This is a genomic window from Acetobacter sp. DmW_136 (genome assembly GCF_008690365.1).
GTDB lineage: Bacteria > Pseudomonadota > Alphaproteobacteria > Acetobacterales > Acetobacteraceae > Acetobacter > Acetobacter oryzifermentans.
Window position 1 is genome coordinate 1 of record NZ_VHON01000083.1, and the last position, 19,459, is coordinate 19,459.

The 19,459-nt window shown below is 49.8% G+C and carries 16 protein-coding genes; 11 read left to right on the top strand and 5 right to left on the bottom strand.

Annotation, left to right across the window (positions count from 1 at the left end; genetic code table 11):
- Positions 1-57: 57 nt before the first annotated feature.
- Positions 58-255 carry a hypothetical protein gene (locus FKW31_RS15515; RefSeq protein WP_150179021.1) on the bottom strand — a complete coding sequence of 66 codons (198 nt, stop codon included), beginning with the start codon at positions 253-255 and terminating at the stop codon, positions 58-60.
- A 552-nt stretch (positions 256-807) separates the two neighbouring features.
- Between FKW31_RS15515 and FKW31_RS15520 the strand changes: the two genes are divergently transcribed.
- Positions 808-1,155 (top strand): hypothetical protein, encoded by a 348-nt coding sequence (locus FKW31_RS15520; protein WP_150179022.1) that lies wholly within the window; start codon positions 808-810, stop codon positions 1,153-1,155.
- The gene (locus FKW31_RS15525) at positions 1,152-2,603 is read left to right on the top strand and encodes a PepSY domain-containing protein (protein ID WP_150179023.1); all 1,452 of its coding nucleotides are present in this window, start codon (positions 1,152-1,154) and stop codon (positions 2,601-2,603) included. Before FKW31_RS15520 ends, FKW31_RS15525 begins: the two co-directional genes overlap by 4 nt.
- A gap of 75 nt (positions 2,604-2,678) precedes the next feature.
- Here FKW31_RS15525 and FKW31_RS15530 read toward each other — a convergent pair whose 3' ends face one another.
- A complete protein-coding gene (locus FKW31_RS15530; RefSeq protein ID WP_370513075.1) occupies positions 2,679-3,950 on the bottom strand; it encodes a cation:proton antiporter in 1,272 nt (423 codons plus the stop codon).
- Positions 3,951-4,472: 522 nt separating this feature from the next.
- On the opposite strand from FKW31_RS15530, the gene FKW31_RS15535 reads away from it, so the two are divergent.
- The 4 genes from FKW31_RS15535 to FKW31_RS15555 all read left to right on the top strand — a co-directional run bounded on the left by FKW31_RS15535 (position 4,473) and on the right by FKW31_RS15555 (position 10,839).
- The gene (locus tag FKW31_RS15535) at positions 4,473-5,969 is read left to right on the top strand and encodes an outer membrane beta-barrel protein (protein ID WP_150179025.1); all 1,497 of its coding nucleotides are present in this window, start codon (positions 4,473-4,475) and stop codon (positions 5,967-5,969) included.
- Between the two features lie 339 nt (positions 5,970-6,308).
- Positions 6,309-8,765: a membrane-bound PQQ-dependent dehydrogenase, glucose/quinate/shikimate family gene (locus FKW31_RS15545; protein WP_150179027.1), complete on the top strand. Its 2,457-nt coding sequence runs from the start codon at positions 6,309-6,311 to the stop codon at positions 8,763-8,765.
- An 87-nt stretch (positions 8,766-8,852) separates the two neighbouring features.
- A complete protein-coding gene (locus FKW31_RS15550; protein WP_035350792.1) occupies positions 8,853-9,746 on the top strand; it encodes a transporter in 894 nt (297 codons plus the stop codon).
- A 157-nt stretch (positions 9,747-9,903) separates the two neighbouring features.
- Positions 9,904-10,839, top strand: a complete 936-nt coding sequence (locus tag FKW31_RS15555; protein WP_063354147.1) for a helix-turn-helix domain-containing protein — start codon at positions 9,904-9,906, stop codon at positions 10,837-10,839.
- 6 nt (positions 10,840-10,845) lie between these two features.
- Here FKW31_RS15555 and FKW31_RS15560 read toward each other — a convergent pair whose 3' ends face one another.
- Positions 10,846-12,780, bottom strand: a complete 1,935-nt coding sequence (locus FKW31_RS15560; RefSeq protein ID WP_150179028.1) for a hypothetical protein — start codon at positions 12,778-12,780, stop codon at positions 10,846-10,848.
- 328 nt (positions 12,781-13,108) lie between these two features.
- Between FKW31_RS15560 and fumC the strand changes: the two genes are divergently transcribed.
- On the top strand, positions 13,109-14,557 hold the full coding sequence (gene fumC / locus FKW31_RS15565) for a class II fumarate hydratase (protein WP_150179029.1): 1,449 nt from the start codon (positions 13,109-13,111) through the stop codon (positions 14,555-14,557).
- Between the two features lie 51 nt (positions 14,558-14,608).
- Here the strand turns inward: fumC and FKW31_RS15570 are convergent, their stop codons facing one another.
- Complete coding sequence (locus FKW31_RS15570; RefSeq protein ID WP_150179030.1) at positions 14,609-15,148, bottom strand: Dabb family protein; 540 nt, start codon at positions 15,146-15,148, stop codon at positions 14,609-14,611.
- Positions 15,149-15,318: 170 nt separating this feature from the next.
- On the opposite strand from FKW31_RS15570, the gene FKW31_RS15575 reads away from it, so the two are divergent.
- The 4 genes from FKW31_RS15575 to cobJ are packed head-to-tail and all read left to right on the top strand — an operon-like array spanning position 15,319 to position 18,648.
- The gene (locus FKW31_RS15575) at positions 15,319-16,551 is read left to right on the top strand and encodes a precorrin-3B synthase (protein WP_150179031.1); all 1,233 of its coding nucleotides are present in this window, start codon (positions 15,319-15,321) and stop codon (positions 16,549-16,551) included.
- Positions 16,538-17,167, top strand: coding sequence for a precorrin-8X methylmutase (locus FKW31_RS15580; RefSeq protein ID WP_150179032.1), 630 nt, complete (start codon positions 16,538-16,540; stop codon positions 17,165-17,167). Before FKW31_RS15575 ends, FKW31_RS15580 begins: the two co-directional genes overlap by 14 nt.
- The gene (locus FKW31_RS15585; protein WP_150179033.1) at positions 17,168-17,893 is read left to right on the top strand and encodes a precorrin-2 C(20)-methyltransferase; all 726 of its coding nucleotides are present in this window, start codon (positions 17,168-17,170) and stop codon (positions 17,891-17,893) included.
- A complete protein-coding gene (gene cobJ, locus FKW31_RS15590) occupies positions 17,890-18,648 on the top strand; it encodes a precorrin-3B C(17)-methyltransferase (RefSeq protein WP_063354141.1) in 759 nt (252 codons plus the stop codon). The genes FKW31_RS15585 and cobJ overlap by 4 nt, the downstream gene beginning before the upstream one ends.
- On the opposite strand, the gene FKW31_RS15595 is transcribed toward cobJ, so the two are convergent.
- Positions 18,618-19,421, bottom strand: coding sequence for a cobalt-precorrin-6A reductase (locus FKW31_RS15595; RefSeq protein WP_150179034.1), 804 nt, complete (start codon positions 19,419-19,421; stop codon positions 18,618-18,620). The two genes, cobJ and FKW31_RS15595, sit on opposite strands and share 31 nt — an antisense overlap.
- Between the last annotated feature and the right edge of the window lie 38 nt (positions 19,422-19,459).

A 19,459-nucleotide genomic window follows, 5' to 3' on the forward strand; every position in this document is an offset into this window, starting at 1 on the left:
ACACATCACTCACAGGCCCACCCTCCATCGGTAAGCCTCTGAATCACAACCGCTCGCTCAGTTCAATAAATTAATAGGTCCTGAGCCTAGAATACCAACCAGACCAGCAGAGCCCATGGTGGCGAGATGGACGGATTTTTCTTGGCTATCCAGTTCCTTATCCTTGCTACATGCTGCCATAGCTGTCCATGCAGCGCTCAGGCCTATGGCGCTAACTTTAAGTGCGGGGAATATACATTTTTTAATAAGGCTCATGTAAATACATCCTTTTAGCATAATTTTGACCTACTAAAATTTGGGGCTTTGATGCGGCATTTACAAGATTATCAAAGATACCCTGCTATGGCCTGGGAACAAGGCAGGTGGGAAGGTTGCTCCATGAAGGAGGGGAGTAACGGATAACTGCAAAAAATTATGTTGATAATGATTCTTAATAATGTATTTGTGCAACGAGTTCTCCTTTAACTTGTCTGAAAGATAGCGTGGCTTTTCCGCATGAGGTTCATGGCTTTATATAAATGCATACATGGGGCAAGCATAACCACATTTTTTCAGCCCGAGCGCAATATTGAGGGGCAGCATGTTGCCTGAATACGTGATGTGGATTGCAACAGGAGCCACTGTTTTTGGGTGCTGTATGCTTTATGCCACTTGCCAGAATCAATATGTATTTACGGTTCCTTTGCGCCCCAAAGGTTTGTTCAGAATGGCGGGGTGGGCAGTGCTGGTGCTTTCTTTTTGTTGTCTTTGGCAGATCAAAAGCGTAGCAACTGCATTATTCATGCAAATACTGTTGATGATGCTTGTATGGCTTCTGTTTCCATTTGCTGTTGCTTTGCTGAGGCAACGGTAGGCATTATGCGTAAATATACTTACACAAGCCAGAACTGGTTTGCCAAAGTTACTGCGGCTGTCGTGCCGGGTAATATTCTTACATATGGCCTTGTTGGGGTAATTGGCGTTCTCTCTCATGTAGATAGTGACCCAAGAACGGCATCTGCTCAGTTTTTAACATGGCTCACGGTTTTGCTGTGGTGCATTATTTTACCAACCTGCTTTTTGTTTTCTAACGGCAGGCGGGCTTGGAATTACCTATCCATATCTGCCTTATGTGTCTGGGGCCTGTTTTTTGTTTTAAGGGGCCTACAGGCATGAAAATACGCGCAGATATTGTACAAATGTATCGGGATATTCATAGTTGGGTGGGTATTCTGGCAGGGTTATTTCTTTTTGTGGCGTTTTATGCTGGAGGCATCAGCGCTTTTGAAGTGCCTCTTCAAAACTGGCTCACAAAGCCAGCGGCTTTGCCTGCACCAGTAACTGTGCAGCAGGTACCAGATCTGATGCAAAAAGCATTCGCAGCTTACCCAGAGGCACAGCAGGAATATACGGTTGTACTGTCGCCCACCGCTTCTTTGCCTGCCAGGCTGATGTGGCCCGTAAAGGCTGGGCAAAGGCATGCCGGACCAGTGGATATGATAGCGGCCTCACTAGATGCACAAGGGCATCTGGTTACGGTAAGACACAAGCCATCTGAAGTGGCGCATTTTATAGATGAGCTCCATGAAAATGTGGGGCTACCCGTTTTTATGCCCTACAGCAGATGGTTCATGGGCAGTATTGCGCTGTTGTATGCCGTTGCGCTGGTATCTGGTGTGATTGTGTTTTTGCCTATGCTGGCAAAAAATCTCTTTGCCTTGCGGCTGGTCAAGGGAGCATGGAAGAAATGGCTGGATATTCATAATCTTCTAGGCCTCTTTAGCCTGCCTTTTCATGTGGTTATTGCTCTTTCATCCGTGCTTTTTGCTTATCATGGTGTCATTCATAATGTGCAAACCATGATGTTTTCTGCTCCGACGGCTATTCATGATCATCACTTACACGCACGGAATATGAATCATGAGCCGGTTGCGCAGACTTCTATAATGCCTCTTGCTCCGGCAAAGATTGTGCAAGCGTTGCAAAAGCAGGCTCCGGGATTTGTGCCAGATGTTTTAGATTATGCCTCAACAGATAAAGCGCAACAGACTTTACGCGTAATCGGGCATGATGGGCACTATATGATGCGTGGCCCGGCTGGTGGCCTTGCCGAACTTGATCCGGCTTCTGGAAAAATACTTTCCACAGAATATATGCCGGGGCTCCAATCTGAATCCTTTAGTATTTTAACCACCTTTTTTGCACTACACTTTGGAAGTTTTGGTGGAAATACAATTAAGTTTGGATATTTGATACTGGGTTTTGTAGGGGCATTTCTTTTCTATTCTGGCAACAGATTGTGGCTGATATCGCGGTATCGAAAAGAGCAGAAAAACGGAGCAACAGAGCCTGGAGCGGGTACAAAATTTCTTACGTGTTTAACATATGGCAGTATTTTTGGATGTATTTCCGGCATTTCTGTTCTTATCAGCACAGCGCTTTTAACACCTTATTTCGGAAGTTATTTAAGTGTCAGCCTTCTCTATTATGCTATTTTTTGCATCTGCCTTGGGGGAGCTTTTATAATGCCAGATACAGCGCGCATACGTGTATTGGGGATGTGTGCTGTTATAACAACCCTTGCCATTCCTTTAATTTATGTTTGTAAATGTTTTGTATTTTAGATTTGTGAAGCTGCTGGTGTATATGCACCAGCAGCGCGCATTGCATTTTTGGGCTCTACCGCAGGAGGTATTGGTTTAACGCGGCGCCAGCAGGCGGAAAAGTGGCCCGGTTAAAACGGTGGAAACAACTGCCAGCACCATTAAAGATGCAAAAGCAAAATCAGACAACATACCCTGTTCATGCAAAATAGTGGCGGCAACAATTTCCATCAGCCCTTTGCATTGTAACAGCGCTCCAATACCCAAGGCTTGTCTGGGTTTAAGCCCCGGAGTAGGCGGAAACACATAAACTGCGCCAATCTTGCTCAGAATGGAAATACCAACCAGAGCAAAAGACGCAATAATGGAAGGCCATGTCAGGGCATCTCCGTTTATTCGTAGCCCGCTATGGCCAAAGAACATTGGCGCCAGCCATATAAGAGCAAACGTTCCAACCTGTTCTATGGGCAGGCGTCTTACCCAACTGGGCGGCATGATTGCACCGGCAAAATATGCGCCTATCAGTTCGTGCAATCCAAGCTGCATGCTGGCCCATGATCCGGCAGCCAAATAAATAGGAACAGTGACCCAGATAACCCATGTGGGAGGGTGACGAAAATGGCGAGAGGCCCAGTTGCCAGCAGAAGCCAGCCCAACCAGCAACGCAACGGCCAGAAACTCCAGCCCTGTCCAGCTATGCAGAGCTGCGGTGCCTCTATGAGCAAACTGTAAAACAGCAAGGCCAACCCATAAGGCAGCATCATCCACCACAGCAAGCTTAAGTGCTAATTGCCCCAACGGACGTTGGGACGCATCAAGTTCTCTTACAACACCAATCAGAACCGGGAGAGCGCTTACGGAAATGCACAAACCGATAGACGCTGCGGCAATAAGAGGTGAGGCCAGAGGAGCTTGCCATCCATGCAAAGGCAGAAAACAAGTGTAGGCCAAGATGGCCCCGAGCAAGAAGGGAATACCTAAAGCAACGCCCGCACCGGCTAACAGACGACCGAGGGTAGGGGAGGCAATGGCATGAACAGATGTATCACCCTCAGGGAGCTGCCACATTTCCAAGCCAGCAGTAAACGCTAAAACCAATACGGCAACCCACCCAATGGTATCACCATAAGAAGAGGGAATGCCCAGTTCTTTTATGGGAGCGTGCCATACAGCCAGCAGAATGCCAATAAGGATAGGTAATACAACAATAGGCAATGCTTTGTGCAGAAGGCGCCACAGCACCCAAGGAAGGAAAACAAAAATTGTGGCATCTGTGAAAAGCGATGTCATTGCTGTGTCGTTCCGTCCTTTGTTGTTGAAGAGTGATCCTTTGTAATCGAAAACCACGATGGTATGCAAATTGCGCATATCAGTAAGTGTTGATATGTTTTATATGCGCAGGTTTGTGATGCATTGCAACAGCATATGCATAAGGAATATATCAAAACTATATTATAAATATAGATATTTATAATATATGAAAAGCGCAGAAGTATTTCAGTTTATTCGGTTTTTGGAAAGTTTTGTAAATATCTAATGAATTTGCAAATACCTTATTCCATAATGGGTGTAAAAGTTTCTAACCAACGCACTGGGTAGAGCTGAGGTTGCCTGCGTATTGAATGCGCAAATCCAATATTTTAGCCTCTAAAGAGGCAGAGAATGCATTCAACAGAGTAAATTGTGCTGAAATCCATGTTTATTTTGTGGTTAGAGGATTGCCATTTTGCGCACGACATATTATTTCTAATTCGAAACGTACGTGTTGGTCTTACAATTGCGGTGAAGGCATCATGCTGCTGAATACTTTATTTGTGTTCGGCTGGTGGCAAGTGTGGATCAATACGTTTCGTATTCGTCACTATTTCTGATGCGCAAGAGAAGTGATACATGCGACAGACCAAAACCGATCGAAGTGCCTTCAAATTTGTATTGCTATCATGTTGCGCCGCATTTTTGTGTGAAACAGCTACATCAGTAGCTCACGCACAAACATCTGCGCCTGCACAGGTTCAGGTGGGAGACATCGCCAAAACCTTTAAGCCCGAAGAGGCAGAAAAGGGGGCAGGTACCCCAACAGATGGAGAAGAGCCGCCTGCCACTTCTCTTTCTGAAGAGGAAGAGGCCATGAAGCCCAAGGCAGGCAACCTGTTCCATGTTAAACCCGGACACACACCCACATACTGGGAAGGTCTGGAAGGGCATGTCTCCATTGAAGCAGGGATTTCAGGAAACCCCTGGACCCGTTCTGGCCGCAACTTTGCGCAGTATTATTCAGATCGTGCCAATACGGTCACGCTGAACCAGATCATTGGCTCTCTGTCTCATCCTGTCACGTCTGTAGGCAGCGGATACGGCATCGGTTTTGTGCTGGAGGCCATGTATGGTTCCGATGCACGGTTTGACCCCACAATCGGGATGGGGTCTGGGTCTTTGCATGGTCTGTATCAATGGGCACCCACACAGGCGCATCTGGATGTGCATCTACCGTGGATCTTCAAGCGCGGCATTGATGTGCAGATCGGTCAGATGTACGGCATTATGGGGGCAGAAGGCACGCCCGCTCTTGCACGGCCATTCTACACATATAACTACGCCTCAGATTATATCGTACCGTTTCAGACGGTAGGCATTCTGGCCACCATGCATCTGACACGTCATATGGACTGGATTTTGGGGGTGGATGCAGGGAACTCCACAACCTTTGGTGCCTCTGGCAACAACAACAAGCCCAAGGGTTATTTTGGTCTGGCGTGGAACAAGCTGATGGATGGCAAGCTGGATGTGCATGCCATCGGGCATTTTGGGCCGCAGGGCAACAATGGCCGCACCATTGTTTCACCTACAGGGTGGGTGAGTGCAGGCATTGGCAAGCAGGCCAACAGCCTTATGCAGTATAATGCGGATGTGATGGCCACGTATCATATCAATGATAAGATGACTGTTTCTGTGGATGGTACCTATCTGCACGATGATTCTTTGCGTGATGATGCTTATGGGGTGACAACCTATTTTTCTTACGACATTCACCCTTGGCTGACATTTAATGCACGCGGCGAAATCTTTCGTGACAATACAGGTGGGGTGATTACGGAATATTCCAGCTTTAACTCTCTCACGCAGGCTCTGAGCAACCAGCCTTTCCCATATTACAATGCCTTGCCCACAACCTATGGGGAGCTGACGGTGGGCGTCTCCTACAGGCCCGAGTTCGTGAACAAAAGGCTGGCGCTGGGCGGCTTTACTATCCGGCCTGAAATTCGGCTGGACAAATCCCTTAACGGCACGCATCCATTCAACCAGGCAGGCACTGTGCAAAACCCAACTGTTAATAACGGCACAAACAACATGCTCTGGTTCAGTTGCGATGCAACATGGTCGTTCTAAGGTGTTTTTAAAAATATAGAGGTGATAAGAATACGGGAGATATAAAAACAAAATCTCCCGTTTTTTTAGCTTTCTATTTTATACAGCAAAAGAATGATGCATCTGCCTGAATATGTCGGGCATTGCTATTTTGGCTTCAATAGAACAGTCAGTCTCACCAACTGTCTCATCCATGAGACAATTGGTAACATTTTTTACAAACTCGCGTGAAAAACAGGACAAAAGTGTGACGGCATTGTGTCCTTTTATGTTGTGCAGGGCCATTGGCCGCTGCGTGAGCATGGTATCTCAGGATCATGCCGCCGTAACGGCTCGTGAAACTGTAGAAAGAGCACGAGTATGCGAGAGAGTCAGGCGAGGTTATTCTCGCTCATAACCTCTATTCTGCTTGCCATTGTGGGGCTTTTCCTCTTCTTTGGCGGCGCGGAACTTCTGTTCCTTGGTGGTTCCTGGTTTTATATTATTGCTGGCGGTGTCATGCTGGGGGCCGCTATCAGCGGCTTTCGCAAGCCTGCTCTGGCTATGCGGCTGTATGCAGCTTTGCTGCTTGTGGCCACTATTTGGTCTTTATGCGAAGTCGGGCTGAATATCTGGGGTCTGGAAGTTCGTCTCTTTACGCTTATCGGGCTAGGTGTTTGGCTTCTGCTGCCAGGTGTTTGGCGCTCGGGCAATAGCTGGCTGGGTGATAAGCGCGAAGTTCTGGGTTCTTTGGTGGTTTCCTGCCTTGTTGTTGTGGCAAGTTGCTTCAGTTCTTATTCCATTGATGGCACCGTACCGGCAGACCGCATGGCAGCAAGCGGCCAGTCTGATGAAACATCAGCAGGTGTGCCAGATGGAGATTGGACGGCTTATGGCCGCACTGTTGGCGGGGACCGTTACACTCCATTGGGGCAGATTACGGCTTCCAATATCTCGCACCTCAAACGTGCATGGGTTACCCGCACGGGGGATGTGCAGCAGCAGGGTGAAGGCACTGTAGCTGGGCCAGACCAAGGGCATGAGTTTAATCTGGAACTTACACCCATTAAAGTTGGTGATACACTTTACATGTGCACACCCCATAGCTGGGTGATGGCGCTGGATGCAGCCACAGGCAAAGTGAAATGGAAGTTTGATCCGCACCCTGCAACGGCAGATTTGGACAAGAACGTCTATCTGGCTTGCCGCGGTGTTTCTTACTACCATATTCCTGATGAAATTCAGACAAGCTGCCGTAACCGCATTTACTCACCCGTTGCTGATGTGCGCATGGTGGCGGTAAACGCAGAAACCGGCAAACCCTGTGAAGATTTTGGGGATCACGGCTTTATCTCCCTGCGCCAGTATCTGGGCCATGTGCCGCATGGGTTCCATTTTGTAACCTCTCCGCCAATGGTAGCCAAAAACCGCGTGATTACTGGCGGGTGGATTTTTGATAACCAAGCCAATTTCGAGCCCTCCGGCGCTATCCGTGCGTTTGACGCCACAACAGGTGAAATTGCCTGGGCGTGGGATGCAGGACATCAGCCAGAAACATGGAAACCCGGCCCGAATGATGAGCTAACGCGTGATACACCCAATGCTTGGGGTGTTTACACGGCAGACCTCAACCTTGGGCTTGTTTACATTCCTACGGGCAATTCTCCGCCAGATAACTGGGGCGGAACCCGTCGTCCGTTTGACGATGCAACATCCTCTGCCACAATTGCGCTGGATATTGTAACGGGTGAACGCCGCTGGACCTATCAGACCGTGCATCACGATCTGTGGGATATGGATCTGCCCTCCGGCCCATCCATGGTTGAACTTCCCGGCGCGAATGGTGAGCAAGTTCCCGCACTGGTGCAGAGCACCAAGCGTGGTGAGTTTTTTGTTCTGGACCGCCGCACCGGCACGCCTGTTCCGGGTTATCCGGTTGAAGAAAAGCCGGTTCCCACAGCAGGCCATGCGCCGGATGACCGTGTCTCTCCTACACAGCCTTATCCTATTGGCATGCCTTCTCTTACACCGGCCAATCTTAAAGAGTCTGATATGTGGGGGGCAACGCTGCTGGATCAGATGATCTGCCGTATCCAGTATCGTCAGTCTGCTTACGAAGGGCAGTTCACACCACCGCATGTGGGTCAAACAACCATTGTTTATCCTGCATTTTACGGTGTTGTAGACTGGCAGGGTATTACCATTGACCCGCAGCGTAAGATTATGCTGGCCAATGCAAGTTATCTGCCTTTCCGTATCAAGCTGGAAAAACGTACGGGAATGGAGCAGGCCGGTACGCTGCCAAAATGGACCGGCAGTGGGGAAGAACCTGCGCCTAAAGGTGATGCCCTTTCTGTTTCTCCAGATTACGGAACACCCTATATTGCGCTTACCAACCCTTGGCTGAACCCACTACAGATCCCTTGTAAGGGGCCGGTTTGGGGCACGCTGACGGCGATCGATCTGGTTACCAAGAAGATTGTCTGGCAGCATCCTGTTGGCACAACGCGTGATACCGGGCCTTTCCGTACCCATAACAACCTGCCTTTGCCTACCGGTATGTATAATATTGGCGGCAATATTGTTACCAAAGGTGGCGTTGTGTTTATGGGTGCCACAGCAGATGATTATCTGCGGGCATTTGATCTGGCGAGCGGTAAGGTTATCTGGCGTGATCGCCTGCCAGCAGGCGGCCAGGCTACCCCCATGAGCTACGAAGCTGGTGGCAAGCAGTATGTGCTGATTGCAGCCGGTGGCCACGGTGGCCTTGGTACCAGAAGCGGTGATTACATTATCGCTTACACGCTTGATGGTGAGAAAGCTTCTCCCGCTCAGTAACGCGTTAACACATTGGGGTTCCAGTTTATCTGGAACCCCGCATCACGCGTTTATTTGATTGTTATTGTTGCTTATCGGAATATTCAGATGCGTTTGATAGAAGGCGGGGAGCGTCTGCTTTCCCTCGTGCGTTTCGTCATGCCTACAGTGATTGTGTGTCACGTAGTTCCTGCGCGAGCTGCGGATATCACGTTGGGCATTATTGGCCCCCATGAATATGACCTACCTGTGGATTTCAAGCCATTTAACGTGCTGGTGCAGTATGGTGATGGAAACGCCGCAGGCCATAGTTACGGAAGTGGTGGACAGCGTACGCCAACTGGCGGCAGCCATACATGGTCGGGTATGACAAAATATGTGCACTTTCGTAGTTTTGAAGCCATTCCTCATGTCGGATTTGCTTTTGAGTTGATCCAAACCGAAAGCTACAAACTGGCAGATGGCACAAATTACGGTGGGCTAGGGCCTACTATTGTTGGGCCAGCAGCATGGTTTAAGCCCAATAAGCACAGTACTTTTGGCATACAAACCTTTATGCAAACGCCATATGGCACAAGAGATGCAACATCTACAAATTATTGGTCAAATATATCCAGTTTAATATTTGATTATGAATGGAAACACTTCAGTTTTGATGGTGATGCCGGCACGGTTGTTGGGTCTACAAAACATCAAAAAGACCAGCATAGCTATTCACCCGGCGTGGTGTTTTACACCAACTTGCGATTTAGCTGGAAAGCGACCAAGAAGTTCGAGCCATTTCTTGCATTTGACTGGCAGAATGTAACAGGAACGCGCGATAATACGCTACGTCAGTATCTGGATAATTCTAACAGCCGTGAAATCGCTCTGGGCCCGGGGCTTATGTATAATATTAACCAGCACTTTTCGCTAACAGCCCGCTACTCGCATTCTCTTGAAGGGCGAAATACACCAGAAACGAATGCCTATTACGTAAAGTTTGTTTACCTTTGGCAGTAGGCTTTGTTTTTGAATAACAAAAAGTTTACTTGGAGAAGATAGGTAAAAAATAAAATACATAAATTACCTATGAGAGTTATATTTTTTATGTATAAGAGAAAAGCAACGTTAGAAAAGCCTTTAATATGTCCTTGCCGGATATGGTAGAGCCCTCGCGATGAATACACGGCCTTTTTCTCAACACACTGTTTCCAAAGCAGAAAGCCCGGAAGAAACAGTACAGAAATCTTGGATACGTTGCGAGACATCCTACCAGCTTGATCCTTCCCAAAAATGGAAGGCAGACGTTCTGTGTGGTGCAGAATTTCGGCATGTTAGCAGCCGCTCCGCATTGCTTTTGCGCCAAGCTTCGGAAGAAATGCAGCACCTTTTTACTTTGGTGCAAGGTTTGGGGCTTATGGTATTGTTGGCCGATCCAAACGCCATGATTCTGGCACGCTGCGCAGATGAAACACACCTTTCCGTTTGCCGCCGCCTTAATCTGCGTGAAGGTGCCATCTGGAGCGAAGAGATAGCAGGCACTAATGGTATTGGCACATGCGTAGAGGATAGATGCCCAGTTTTTCTGGGGCGAGGCGCGCATTGGCGCTTTTGTTTTTCCTTGCTGATTAGTTATGCTGTGCCGATATTCGATGCACAGGGGCGTGTTGCAGGAGCCCTAAACCTTGCCTCCATGAATGGCAAAACAGTCCAGCCTATTGACAAACTGCTAATGGAAACACTTGCGCAATCTGGCCGGCGTATTGAAGAACAGCTTTTCCGTAACAGTTATGCAGGGCAAAAAATACTTACCTTGGGTTCTGTAAGGGGGTGCTCAGCACCTTTGGTTTCTATTAACGACCAAGGGGAGATTACAGGTGCCACGCATGCTGCGCGTGAATGGATGGGCTGGACAGATCAAACTATTGCCCAACATCCCAACCTGTTAACCGAACTGGAAGAGGGTTCGGAAATAAGTTTCCAAAAGGCGGAAGAAAACGTTATCCGCTCCGCTTTGGCTGTTTCTCAGGGAAATGTTACGCAGGCTGCACGTGGTTTGGGAATTAGCCGTGCAACACTTTACCGCAAGATGAAGGGTTTTGGAATTAACTAAAAGCCTTTACTGGAACGGGAAGTACCGGAAGGTTACGTAAACTGTGTTGCCTGATGTTGCCGGGTCTACGCTATCGTCATGCCCGTCATTACCCTTAAAGGCGAACTTGCGCACAAAGGTATATTGCAAGCCTGCCATCATGCTTCCGTAACGGCCTTGCAAAAAGTGCCACCAGCCGCCAGCGGTAAAGGAGGCAAGGGTGTGTGTTTGTGCACTGCATACTCCAAATTCCACATCGCACCCAGCCAGATCCAGATCGTTTACGCCGTAACCATATTGCTTGCCATCTGCGCCAATATAACGTTTGCGACCAGAAGCTTCCACACCCCCATAAGTGTAAAGCAGCACGGAAGAATTGGGGTGCCCCACCAAGCCGAGTGACCCCATAATTTCGGGAACAGGCGTAAGCTGCCCACGGCCGTTGAATGTTGTATCTGGTATCTGGGTTGGCCCATAACGGCCAATGCCATCACCAGCCAGAACATCGCCGGTAAGGTGTAGGCGGTTCGTGCCCAAGGGGGCTGTCATACCAGCACCTACGCCGCCACCAAAATGGGTATGTTTTTTGGTTGTTGTTGTTCCCGGCTCCACAGCAAGAGAGCGGAACCAGCGCGCAAGGCCGAACACTTCATAATGACCGAAGGATGTATCTGCCGCTGCCTTCAGAATTATATCTGGAACAGGGTTGTAAGAGTAATTTGTGGCTGCGTTTAGCAGCATTCCCCCGGTATTGGCATAGTAAACACGCGCACCTTCTGCTTGCCCCCGCGCAGCAGGAATGGTGCTGCCAGAACTGACAGTGGAAGAGAAACCAACGGTCGCCTGAGGGTCTTCAATAGAAAGGCCAAGCCAGTATTTCTGATTCCAGTCCTTGCCAATTCGGATTTGAGGTACGCGTGTAAAAACAATACCGGGCAACTGGTTGTTATCTGTAACTGCGGGCAATTCTTCTTGGCGGGGAATAATGCCTTTGGCGTAGTTTGTAGCCAAGCTCCATGCTTGCCCCATAAGAATATGTAAGCCCCAATCCTTTTGGGTGAACGTAAAGTAACCTTGCCGCAGACGCGGTGTGTAGCCGTTAATTTGTACGCTGTTAGTTGTGCTGCCAGAGCCTGCAAAATCACTTTCAACATAAGCCTGCAAGCGGGAAGACTTGCTGGGGTTAGCTTCCATTAAAATAGATAGGCGGCTGAGCTGAGCAGAAAGCCGTTCTTCAGACAACCCATGGTTGGGGCTGTTGGCATAAGGAAAATTGCCCCAGCCCGTTGCCGGACCGCTGGTCATGTTGGAACTGCGCCAGATATTGGACATATCTATAAAGCCACCCAGCTTTACAGATATGCCACCAATACTGAAAATGGGCGGTAATCTATCAACTTCTGTTTGCGTAATGGCAGTAGGGCTGGAAGATGAAAGATCGATTGAGGAATGGCTTTTTTCTTCTGCATCTGCGCCAGAGGGTAAGTCAGAGCCAGTGGCTCCGGGCAGCCATTTAAAGCCCACACCGCTTTTTGCAGTTCCGCCTTGCGTATTGGAAGCAGTTTTAACTGGGGCTTCATCTGGTGAGAAGCGGATGGAAGGATCTTCCCGATCTGCTTGATTTGCGTAAGCAGTGGCAAGCTTATTGCCAGTATGTGCGCCTGCAGGTGTATTGGCGCTATGGGCAACATTACGAGCGGGGGCAGAGGTGCCTGTATGCCGCTTGGCCTGACGGGATTCAATTGCTTCCACCTGCGCAGCCAACCGGCGCATTTCCGCCTTAATGGCTGCCAGTTCCTGCGCATCATCTGCCAGAGCGGGGGCAGAAAGCAGTATGGTGCAGGTAAATACGCTCCCTGTCAGTAACAGTTTTCTCATATTTCCCACGGTATGTGCATGTTGAATGCTGTACCATTGCACGATGAAATTATTTGCATGATAATTTTTTATGGAATCATGCATTGAGCCAAGTTCATGAGGGCGCAATATGTCACGCCCTTTTGAATGATGTAAACAAAGCGTGTAGAATAAACATTTGGCGATAGCAAGTCTATGAAGTGGCCAAATTCATAGCAGAAATGCATCTTGGTTTTTCTAGCCCTTACTTAGTAAAGGAGTTAGTGAAACGATATATATAAGTAAATTTCAAAAATCTTATAAATATCTGGTTGAAAATCATCATCGTCTAAATGTGATGGGCGTGGCCTCATTTTTAGATGCGGAAGAGGTCTATGCTGCTCAAACCAGAAAGCTGGCTGAACGTCACGAGCCAGCAGGGAGGTCATGTATCATGAGCAATAATCCGCAAATTCGTTTTTGTCCTGTAGGTATTCAGGCCACAGGTGTCCGGCAGGAACGGGATTCAATGGGAACCATAGATGTTCCGGCAGACAAATACTGGGGAGCACAAACCCAGCGCAGTCTGGTGCATTTTTCCATTGGCACAGAGCGTATGCCTCTACCACTGTATCATGCTTATGGCATTGTTAAAAAAGCGGCTGCGTTGGTGAACGCGGCAGAAGGGCGTATGCCGCAATGGAAGGCAGATCTGATAGCTACGGTTGCAGATGAAGTTACAGCAGGTAAGCTGGATGCACATTTTCCGCTGTTTGTTTGGCAGACAGGGTCTGGCACCCAAACAAATATGAATGTGAATGAGGTTATTGCAAACCGTGCCATTCAGCTTGTAGGTGGCAAAATTGGCTCTAAAACACCCATCCATCCCAATGATGATGTGAACATGGGCCAATCCAGCAACGATTCATTCCCAACGGCCATGCATGTTGTCACATTGCTGGAAATTGAAAACCGACTTTTGCCCAGCGTAGAAAAGCTTATAGAAGCTTTACGGCAAAAGGCCGAACAATGGATGGACGTTGTTAAAATTGGCCGCACCCATTTACAAGATGCCGTACCTTTAACGGTAGGGCAGGAATGGTCTGGCTGGGTGCAAATGCTAGAAGATGCGCTTTGTGGCCTGCGTAAAGATCGTGAAGCTTTGTTCGAGCTTGCTGCTGGGGGTACTGCTGTTGGCACGGGGCTGAATGCGCCAGCAGGTTTCAGCAAAGCCATAGCTGCGCGTATAGCAGAGCTAACAAAGCAGCCATTTGTTACGGCGCCTAACAAATTTGCTGCGTTAAGTGGGTTGGATGCCATGGCCAGAACATCTGCGGGTTTGCGCGGCCTGGCGGTGCCATTGCTGAAAATTGCCAACGACATGCGCTGGCTGGCCTCCGGCCCACGTTGCGGGTTAGGTGAACTGCATCTGCCCGAAAATGAACCTGGCTCTTCTATCATGCCCGGCAAAGTCAATCCCACTCAATGTGAAGCAATGGTGATGATTGCAACGCAGGTGTTGGGGAATGATAACACCATTGCTTTTGCGGCTAGTCAGGGCCAGTTGGATCTGAATGTTATGCGGCCGGTAATACTGGCCAACTGTCTTGCCAGTATCCGTATTTTGGCCGATGGCTGCCATAACTTCCGCATTTTTTCTGTTGAAGGTACGCAACTAAACGAAAAGCGGCTCAAGCAGAATGTGGGTGGGTCCGTTATGCTCGTTACCGCTTTGGCCCCTGTTATTGGCTATGACAAGGCTGCGGAAATTGCGCACATTGCCATGGAGCATGATCTTTCCCTCAAGGATGCGGCCCTTAAATCTGGTTACGTAGATGCAGCTACTTTCGACAAGGTGGTAAACCCACTTGATATGGTGGGAGAAGGCGTTGCCGGGGCCTGAATACTAAATATTTCAAGCCTTAACGGAGTGGGGAGGGTTTTTCTCTCCCCTTCATTTTACGGTAAAATCAAAAACTACCACATTGGCCAGAAATGGTGCAGCAAATTTTTTAAAGGCATCATGCGCGGGGTCAAAACATCCGCTCGTGTGTACAATCGGGCGACCTACATAGTAATTACGATCACCTTCTGAACGGAAGGTAACAAGATACCCATAATCCAGCCCGTGATCTGCATTTTCACCACTATTTTGTGGCCCAGATTCCAAGTTGGCAACAACCGGTTTGCCATTCGGTCGGCGTGAGTGTGTCGCCAGTTCCAGAAAACGACGTGTGACTTCCTGCCTTTCGGCAGCAGTTGCTGTGGTGCGGAATTGAAACATCACCATATGCCGCACAGTGCCGGGGCGAAAGTCTGGCGCAGTAAAGCGCTGTTCACCTATCTGTTTCACCAACGCATACGTGGCCTGTGCGGCTGTATCCAGCGTGAGGGTTTCATTTGCACAGGCGCGGGTAGAGTAAATGCCTGATCCGGTAAAAAACAAACCTGCTATCAAGCCCAAGCGGATGGAAAGATGAGATGTTATGGTCATCTGTATTTCATAACACAGATTGCTGCTGGCTCACGTAATGCTACAGGCTGCCTCTCTCTTAAATATGGAAGTACGTTTGGCTTTTTGATAAGCAAGGCTTGTGTTGCGTAACAGGGCGACCGTGAAGAGAGATTTTGTATCCGCCGCAGCCAAGAAAGGAGGCAGATAGCGTGACACAGCGTTTTACGCCGCCAGAGGTTAAAGGGTGGTGTCCGGGTCTGTTTGCCCCCATGCAAGCCAAAGATGGCTGGTTGGTGCGTGTAAGGCCACCATTGGGCCGGATAACTGCGGCGCAGGCTGTTTTTCTGGCACAGATTGCAGAGCGTGAAGGCAATGGGCTGATCTGCCTTACCAACCGCGCCAGCCTGCAATTGCGTGGGTTCTCTCATAACAACGCCTTGCGTTTTCCCGAACTGGCCGTTCTGGCAGGTTTAGGTATGGCCAATCCTGAGCATGAAAAGCGCTTGGCGTTATTGGTATCCCCTTTGGCGGGGTGTGATCGATCCTGTGCTCCAGATACGTTGGAATGTGCCGCAGCTTTGCGCATGGCCTTGTGTCATGCCGATAATCTTTCTGTATTGCCGGATAAGTTTGGCTTTGCCGTAGATGGCGGAGGGCTGTTTACTGTTGGGTTGTTGAAGGCAGATATCACGTTGCAAGCCAATGGGGCGGGGTTGTGGTCTGTTGTATGTGGCAATCAGAAAAGCAAAGCTGCCCCAATTCAGACCATAGTTGAATTGGCTGTAAAGCTGGCCGCGGCTTTTACCGCCATCCCGGAAGGTAAGCGGCCAGCACGGTACCCAGCAACGGGTAAAATGCTCTTTCAGGCCATTCATCAGCCTTATTATCCAGCAGAAGTTACAAGTGCAGCCGTGCCGGATCCGGCTTTATTAGCAGGCTCAATAGGTTCTGCCTTATATGCCCTTAATGCGCCATTAGGCATTTTAACATCCACTATGCTGCGTAGCTGCGCGCATCATGCACGAAACGGAGATGGCATCCTGCGGCTTACGCCGTGGCACAGTATTATTCTGCACGGTATGCCGTACGCGCCGCATGTGGCGGATATGGTGGATACAAGCACCAATCCTATTTTACGAGTTTCTGCCTGCATGGGAAATGCAGGATGTGCGCAAGCAGAAGGTGCAACACAAGCATTGGCAAAAACACTGGCGCATAGTTTGGGGGCAGGGGAAAGCCTGCATGTATCTGGATGCAGTAAAGGCTGTGCGCACCCTGCAAAAGCAAGCTGGACGGTTGTTGCCGCCCAAAATGGCTATGGGCTCATCCACAATGGCACGACATCGGGGCCTGTCATGCGCTTTTTCCCAGATGACACAGCAGTCGAAGACTATTTTATAGGCACCAAGCCACAGGAAAGGATAATGAATGGCCGCGTATGAGTATATCAAGGATGGAGCAGCTATTTACGAACGCTCCTTCGCGACCATTCGGGCGGAAGCCGATCTGTCTGCCTTTGCGCCGGAAGAAGCGCAGGTTGTCGTACGTATTATTCATGCCTGCGGCATGGTGGAAATGGCGCAATCTGTTAGCATGACGGCTGATTTTGTTACGGCTGCCCGCACGGCTCTGAAAAAGGGCTGCAATGTTTTGTGTGATTCCGAAATGGTGGCGCATGGCGTTACGCGGGCGAGACTGCCTGCTGATAATGCCGTAACCTGCACGCTGCGCGATAGTCGCACCCCGGAATTGGCGCGTCAGATTGGCAACACCCGCTCAGCCGCAGCGCTGAATTTGTGGGGTGAAAAGCTGGCTGGGGCAGTGGTTGCCATTGGCAATGCACCGACAGCACTCTTCCACTTGCTGGAAATGTTGGATGCAGGCGCACCGTACCCTGCGGCCATTATCGGGCTGCCGGTAGGTTTTGTGGGGGCCATGGAATCTAAGGAAGCTCTTTCCCTCCGCAAGGATGTGCCTTGGCTTGTTGTGCGCGGTCGGCCGGGGGGCAGCGCCATGGCTGCTGCTGCTGTAAATGCTCTGGCTTGTGAGCGTGAATAAATGACACGCGGCAAATTGCAGGTTGTTGGCGTAGGCCCGGGTGATCCCGAACTCATGACAGTAAGGGCTGTTCGGCTGGTGCAGGCGGCAAAGGTCGTGGCGTATTTCTGCCGTCATGATAGGCCGGGCCATGCGCGTACTATTGCACGTGCACATATTGCGCCCGATGCCGAGGAGTTGCGGCTGGAATATCCATTCACAACAGAAGTTTCCGTTGCCAATCCGGCGTATCATGGTGGCATGGGCCAGTTTTATGATAACTGCGCGCGCAATCTGGCTCAGCGACTGGAAAAAGGGCAGGACGTCGTTCTGTTATGTGAGGGCGACCCCTTTCTGTATGGTTCGGCCATGTATCTTTTTGATCGGCTGAAAGCCGGTTTTGAAACCGAAATTGTACCCGGCATTATGGCCATGAATGGCTGCTGGACACAGGCACATCTGCCCATAACGCACGGAGATGATGTGTTGTGCGTTCTCCCTGCCACATTGCCAGAAGAAAAGCTGACCAACTGGCTGGAACAGGCAGATGCCGCAGTTATCATGAAAACAGGCCGTAATATGCCACAGGTCAAGCGGGCGCTGGAAAAAGCGGGGCGTTTGGCAGATGCCGTATATGTTGAACGCGGCACGCAGGAAAATACTCGTATGTGTGCCTTGCAAGAGCAGGCAGATAACGTGCCTTATTTCTCGCTGGTTCTGCTGCCGGGTCGGAAAGGTGTGAGATGAAGGGTAGCGTTACCATTATAGGGTTAGGGCCAGGTAATAGCCTCCAGCGTACGCCACAGGCAGATCAGGCCTTAGCTCAAGCAACAGATCTGGTTGGCTATGGCCCGTATGTAAATCGGGTAGAAGCCCCTTCGCACGTTGTTCGTCATGCCTCAGACAATAGGGTAGAACTTGATCGTGCTCGTCATGCGTTGGAAATGGCAGAGCAAGGGCGACATGTGGCAGTTGTTTCTGGTGGAGATGCAGGCGTATTTGGCATGGCCAGCGCTGTGTTTGAAGCATTGGAGCAAGGGCCAGATAAATGGCGTGCGCTGGATATTAGCGTTGTTCCCGGCTTAAGTGCTGTTCTGGCTGCGGCTGCGCGGCTGGGTGCCCCGTTGGGTGGGGATTTTTGTGTGATGTCCCTTTCAGATAACCTCAAGCCTTGGGATGTCGTGCTGGAACGGTTGCAGTTGGCTGCGCAGGCTGGATTTGTGATTGCGCTGTATAATCCTCGGTCTCATGCCCGCCCGTGGCAGTTGGGTGAGGCATTGGAGCATTTGCGCGGTGTGTTGCCAGCCACTATTCCCGTTGCTTTCGCGCGCGCCATTGGGCGACCTGATGAAGCTGTGCGGCTTTCCACCCTGCAGGATGCCAATGCGGAATGGGCCGATATGAGCACATTGGTGCTGATAGGTTGTAAAGCCAGCCGTTTGGTGGATCGGCCCAATGGTGAACCGTGGTTCTATACTTTACGGCGGGTTGATGCAGCTTGATGCGCCTGTAACCATGCCATGGCTTGTTGGGCAGTTTCTACTGTAGGGATATGAGGGCAGGCCACTGGGCGGTCAATCATCAGGACGGGAATACGCAACAGGCGCGCAGCTTCCAGTTTGGGGTATGTAGCACTGCCCCCAGAGTTTTTGGAAACCAGAAGTGTGATGCCGTAATCCTGCATCAGCTTGGCTTCACTGTTCACATCAAAAGGCCCGCGATCCAGCAGAATGGTTGCATTTGGAGGTAAGGAGGCAGGATCGGGCGCATCAATAGAGCGAATGAGGTAATGATGTTGGGGCGCAATTTTAAACGGCGCTAATTCCTTACGGCCTGTTGTTAAAAAAATGCGCTGTGGTGCTGTTCTCCATTTTGGGGAATTGGCTAACAGGCTGGCGGCTTCTTTCAGATTAGCCGCATGGAACCATCTATCGCCTGGCATTTCCTGCCAATCAGGACGTTCAAGACGTAACAGTGGCGTTTGCGTAGTGCCGCAGGCTGTGGCGGCGTGTTGGCTCATAGTGGCAGCAAAAGGGTGGGTGGCATCTATGAGCGCGCTGATGCCATGTGTTTTAAGCCATGTGCTTAATCCATCAACGCCTCCAAAGCCACCAATCCGCACGGATAGCGTAGGTAAATGCGGCTGTTTGGTTACTCCGGCAAGGGAAAGCGTGGTACTGATGGAGGGGGTCTGCTCCAGATCACGGCACAAGGCAGAAGCTTCTGTGGTGCCGCCGAGAACAAGAACGCGAAAATTATTGGAAGATGAAGGCATACGAGCAAGCTTTACAGCATAAAAAATAAAACTGTTGT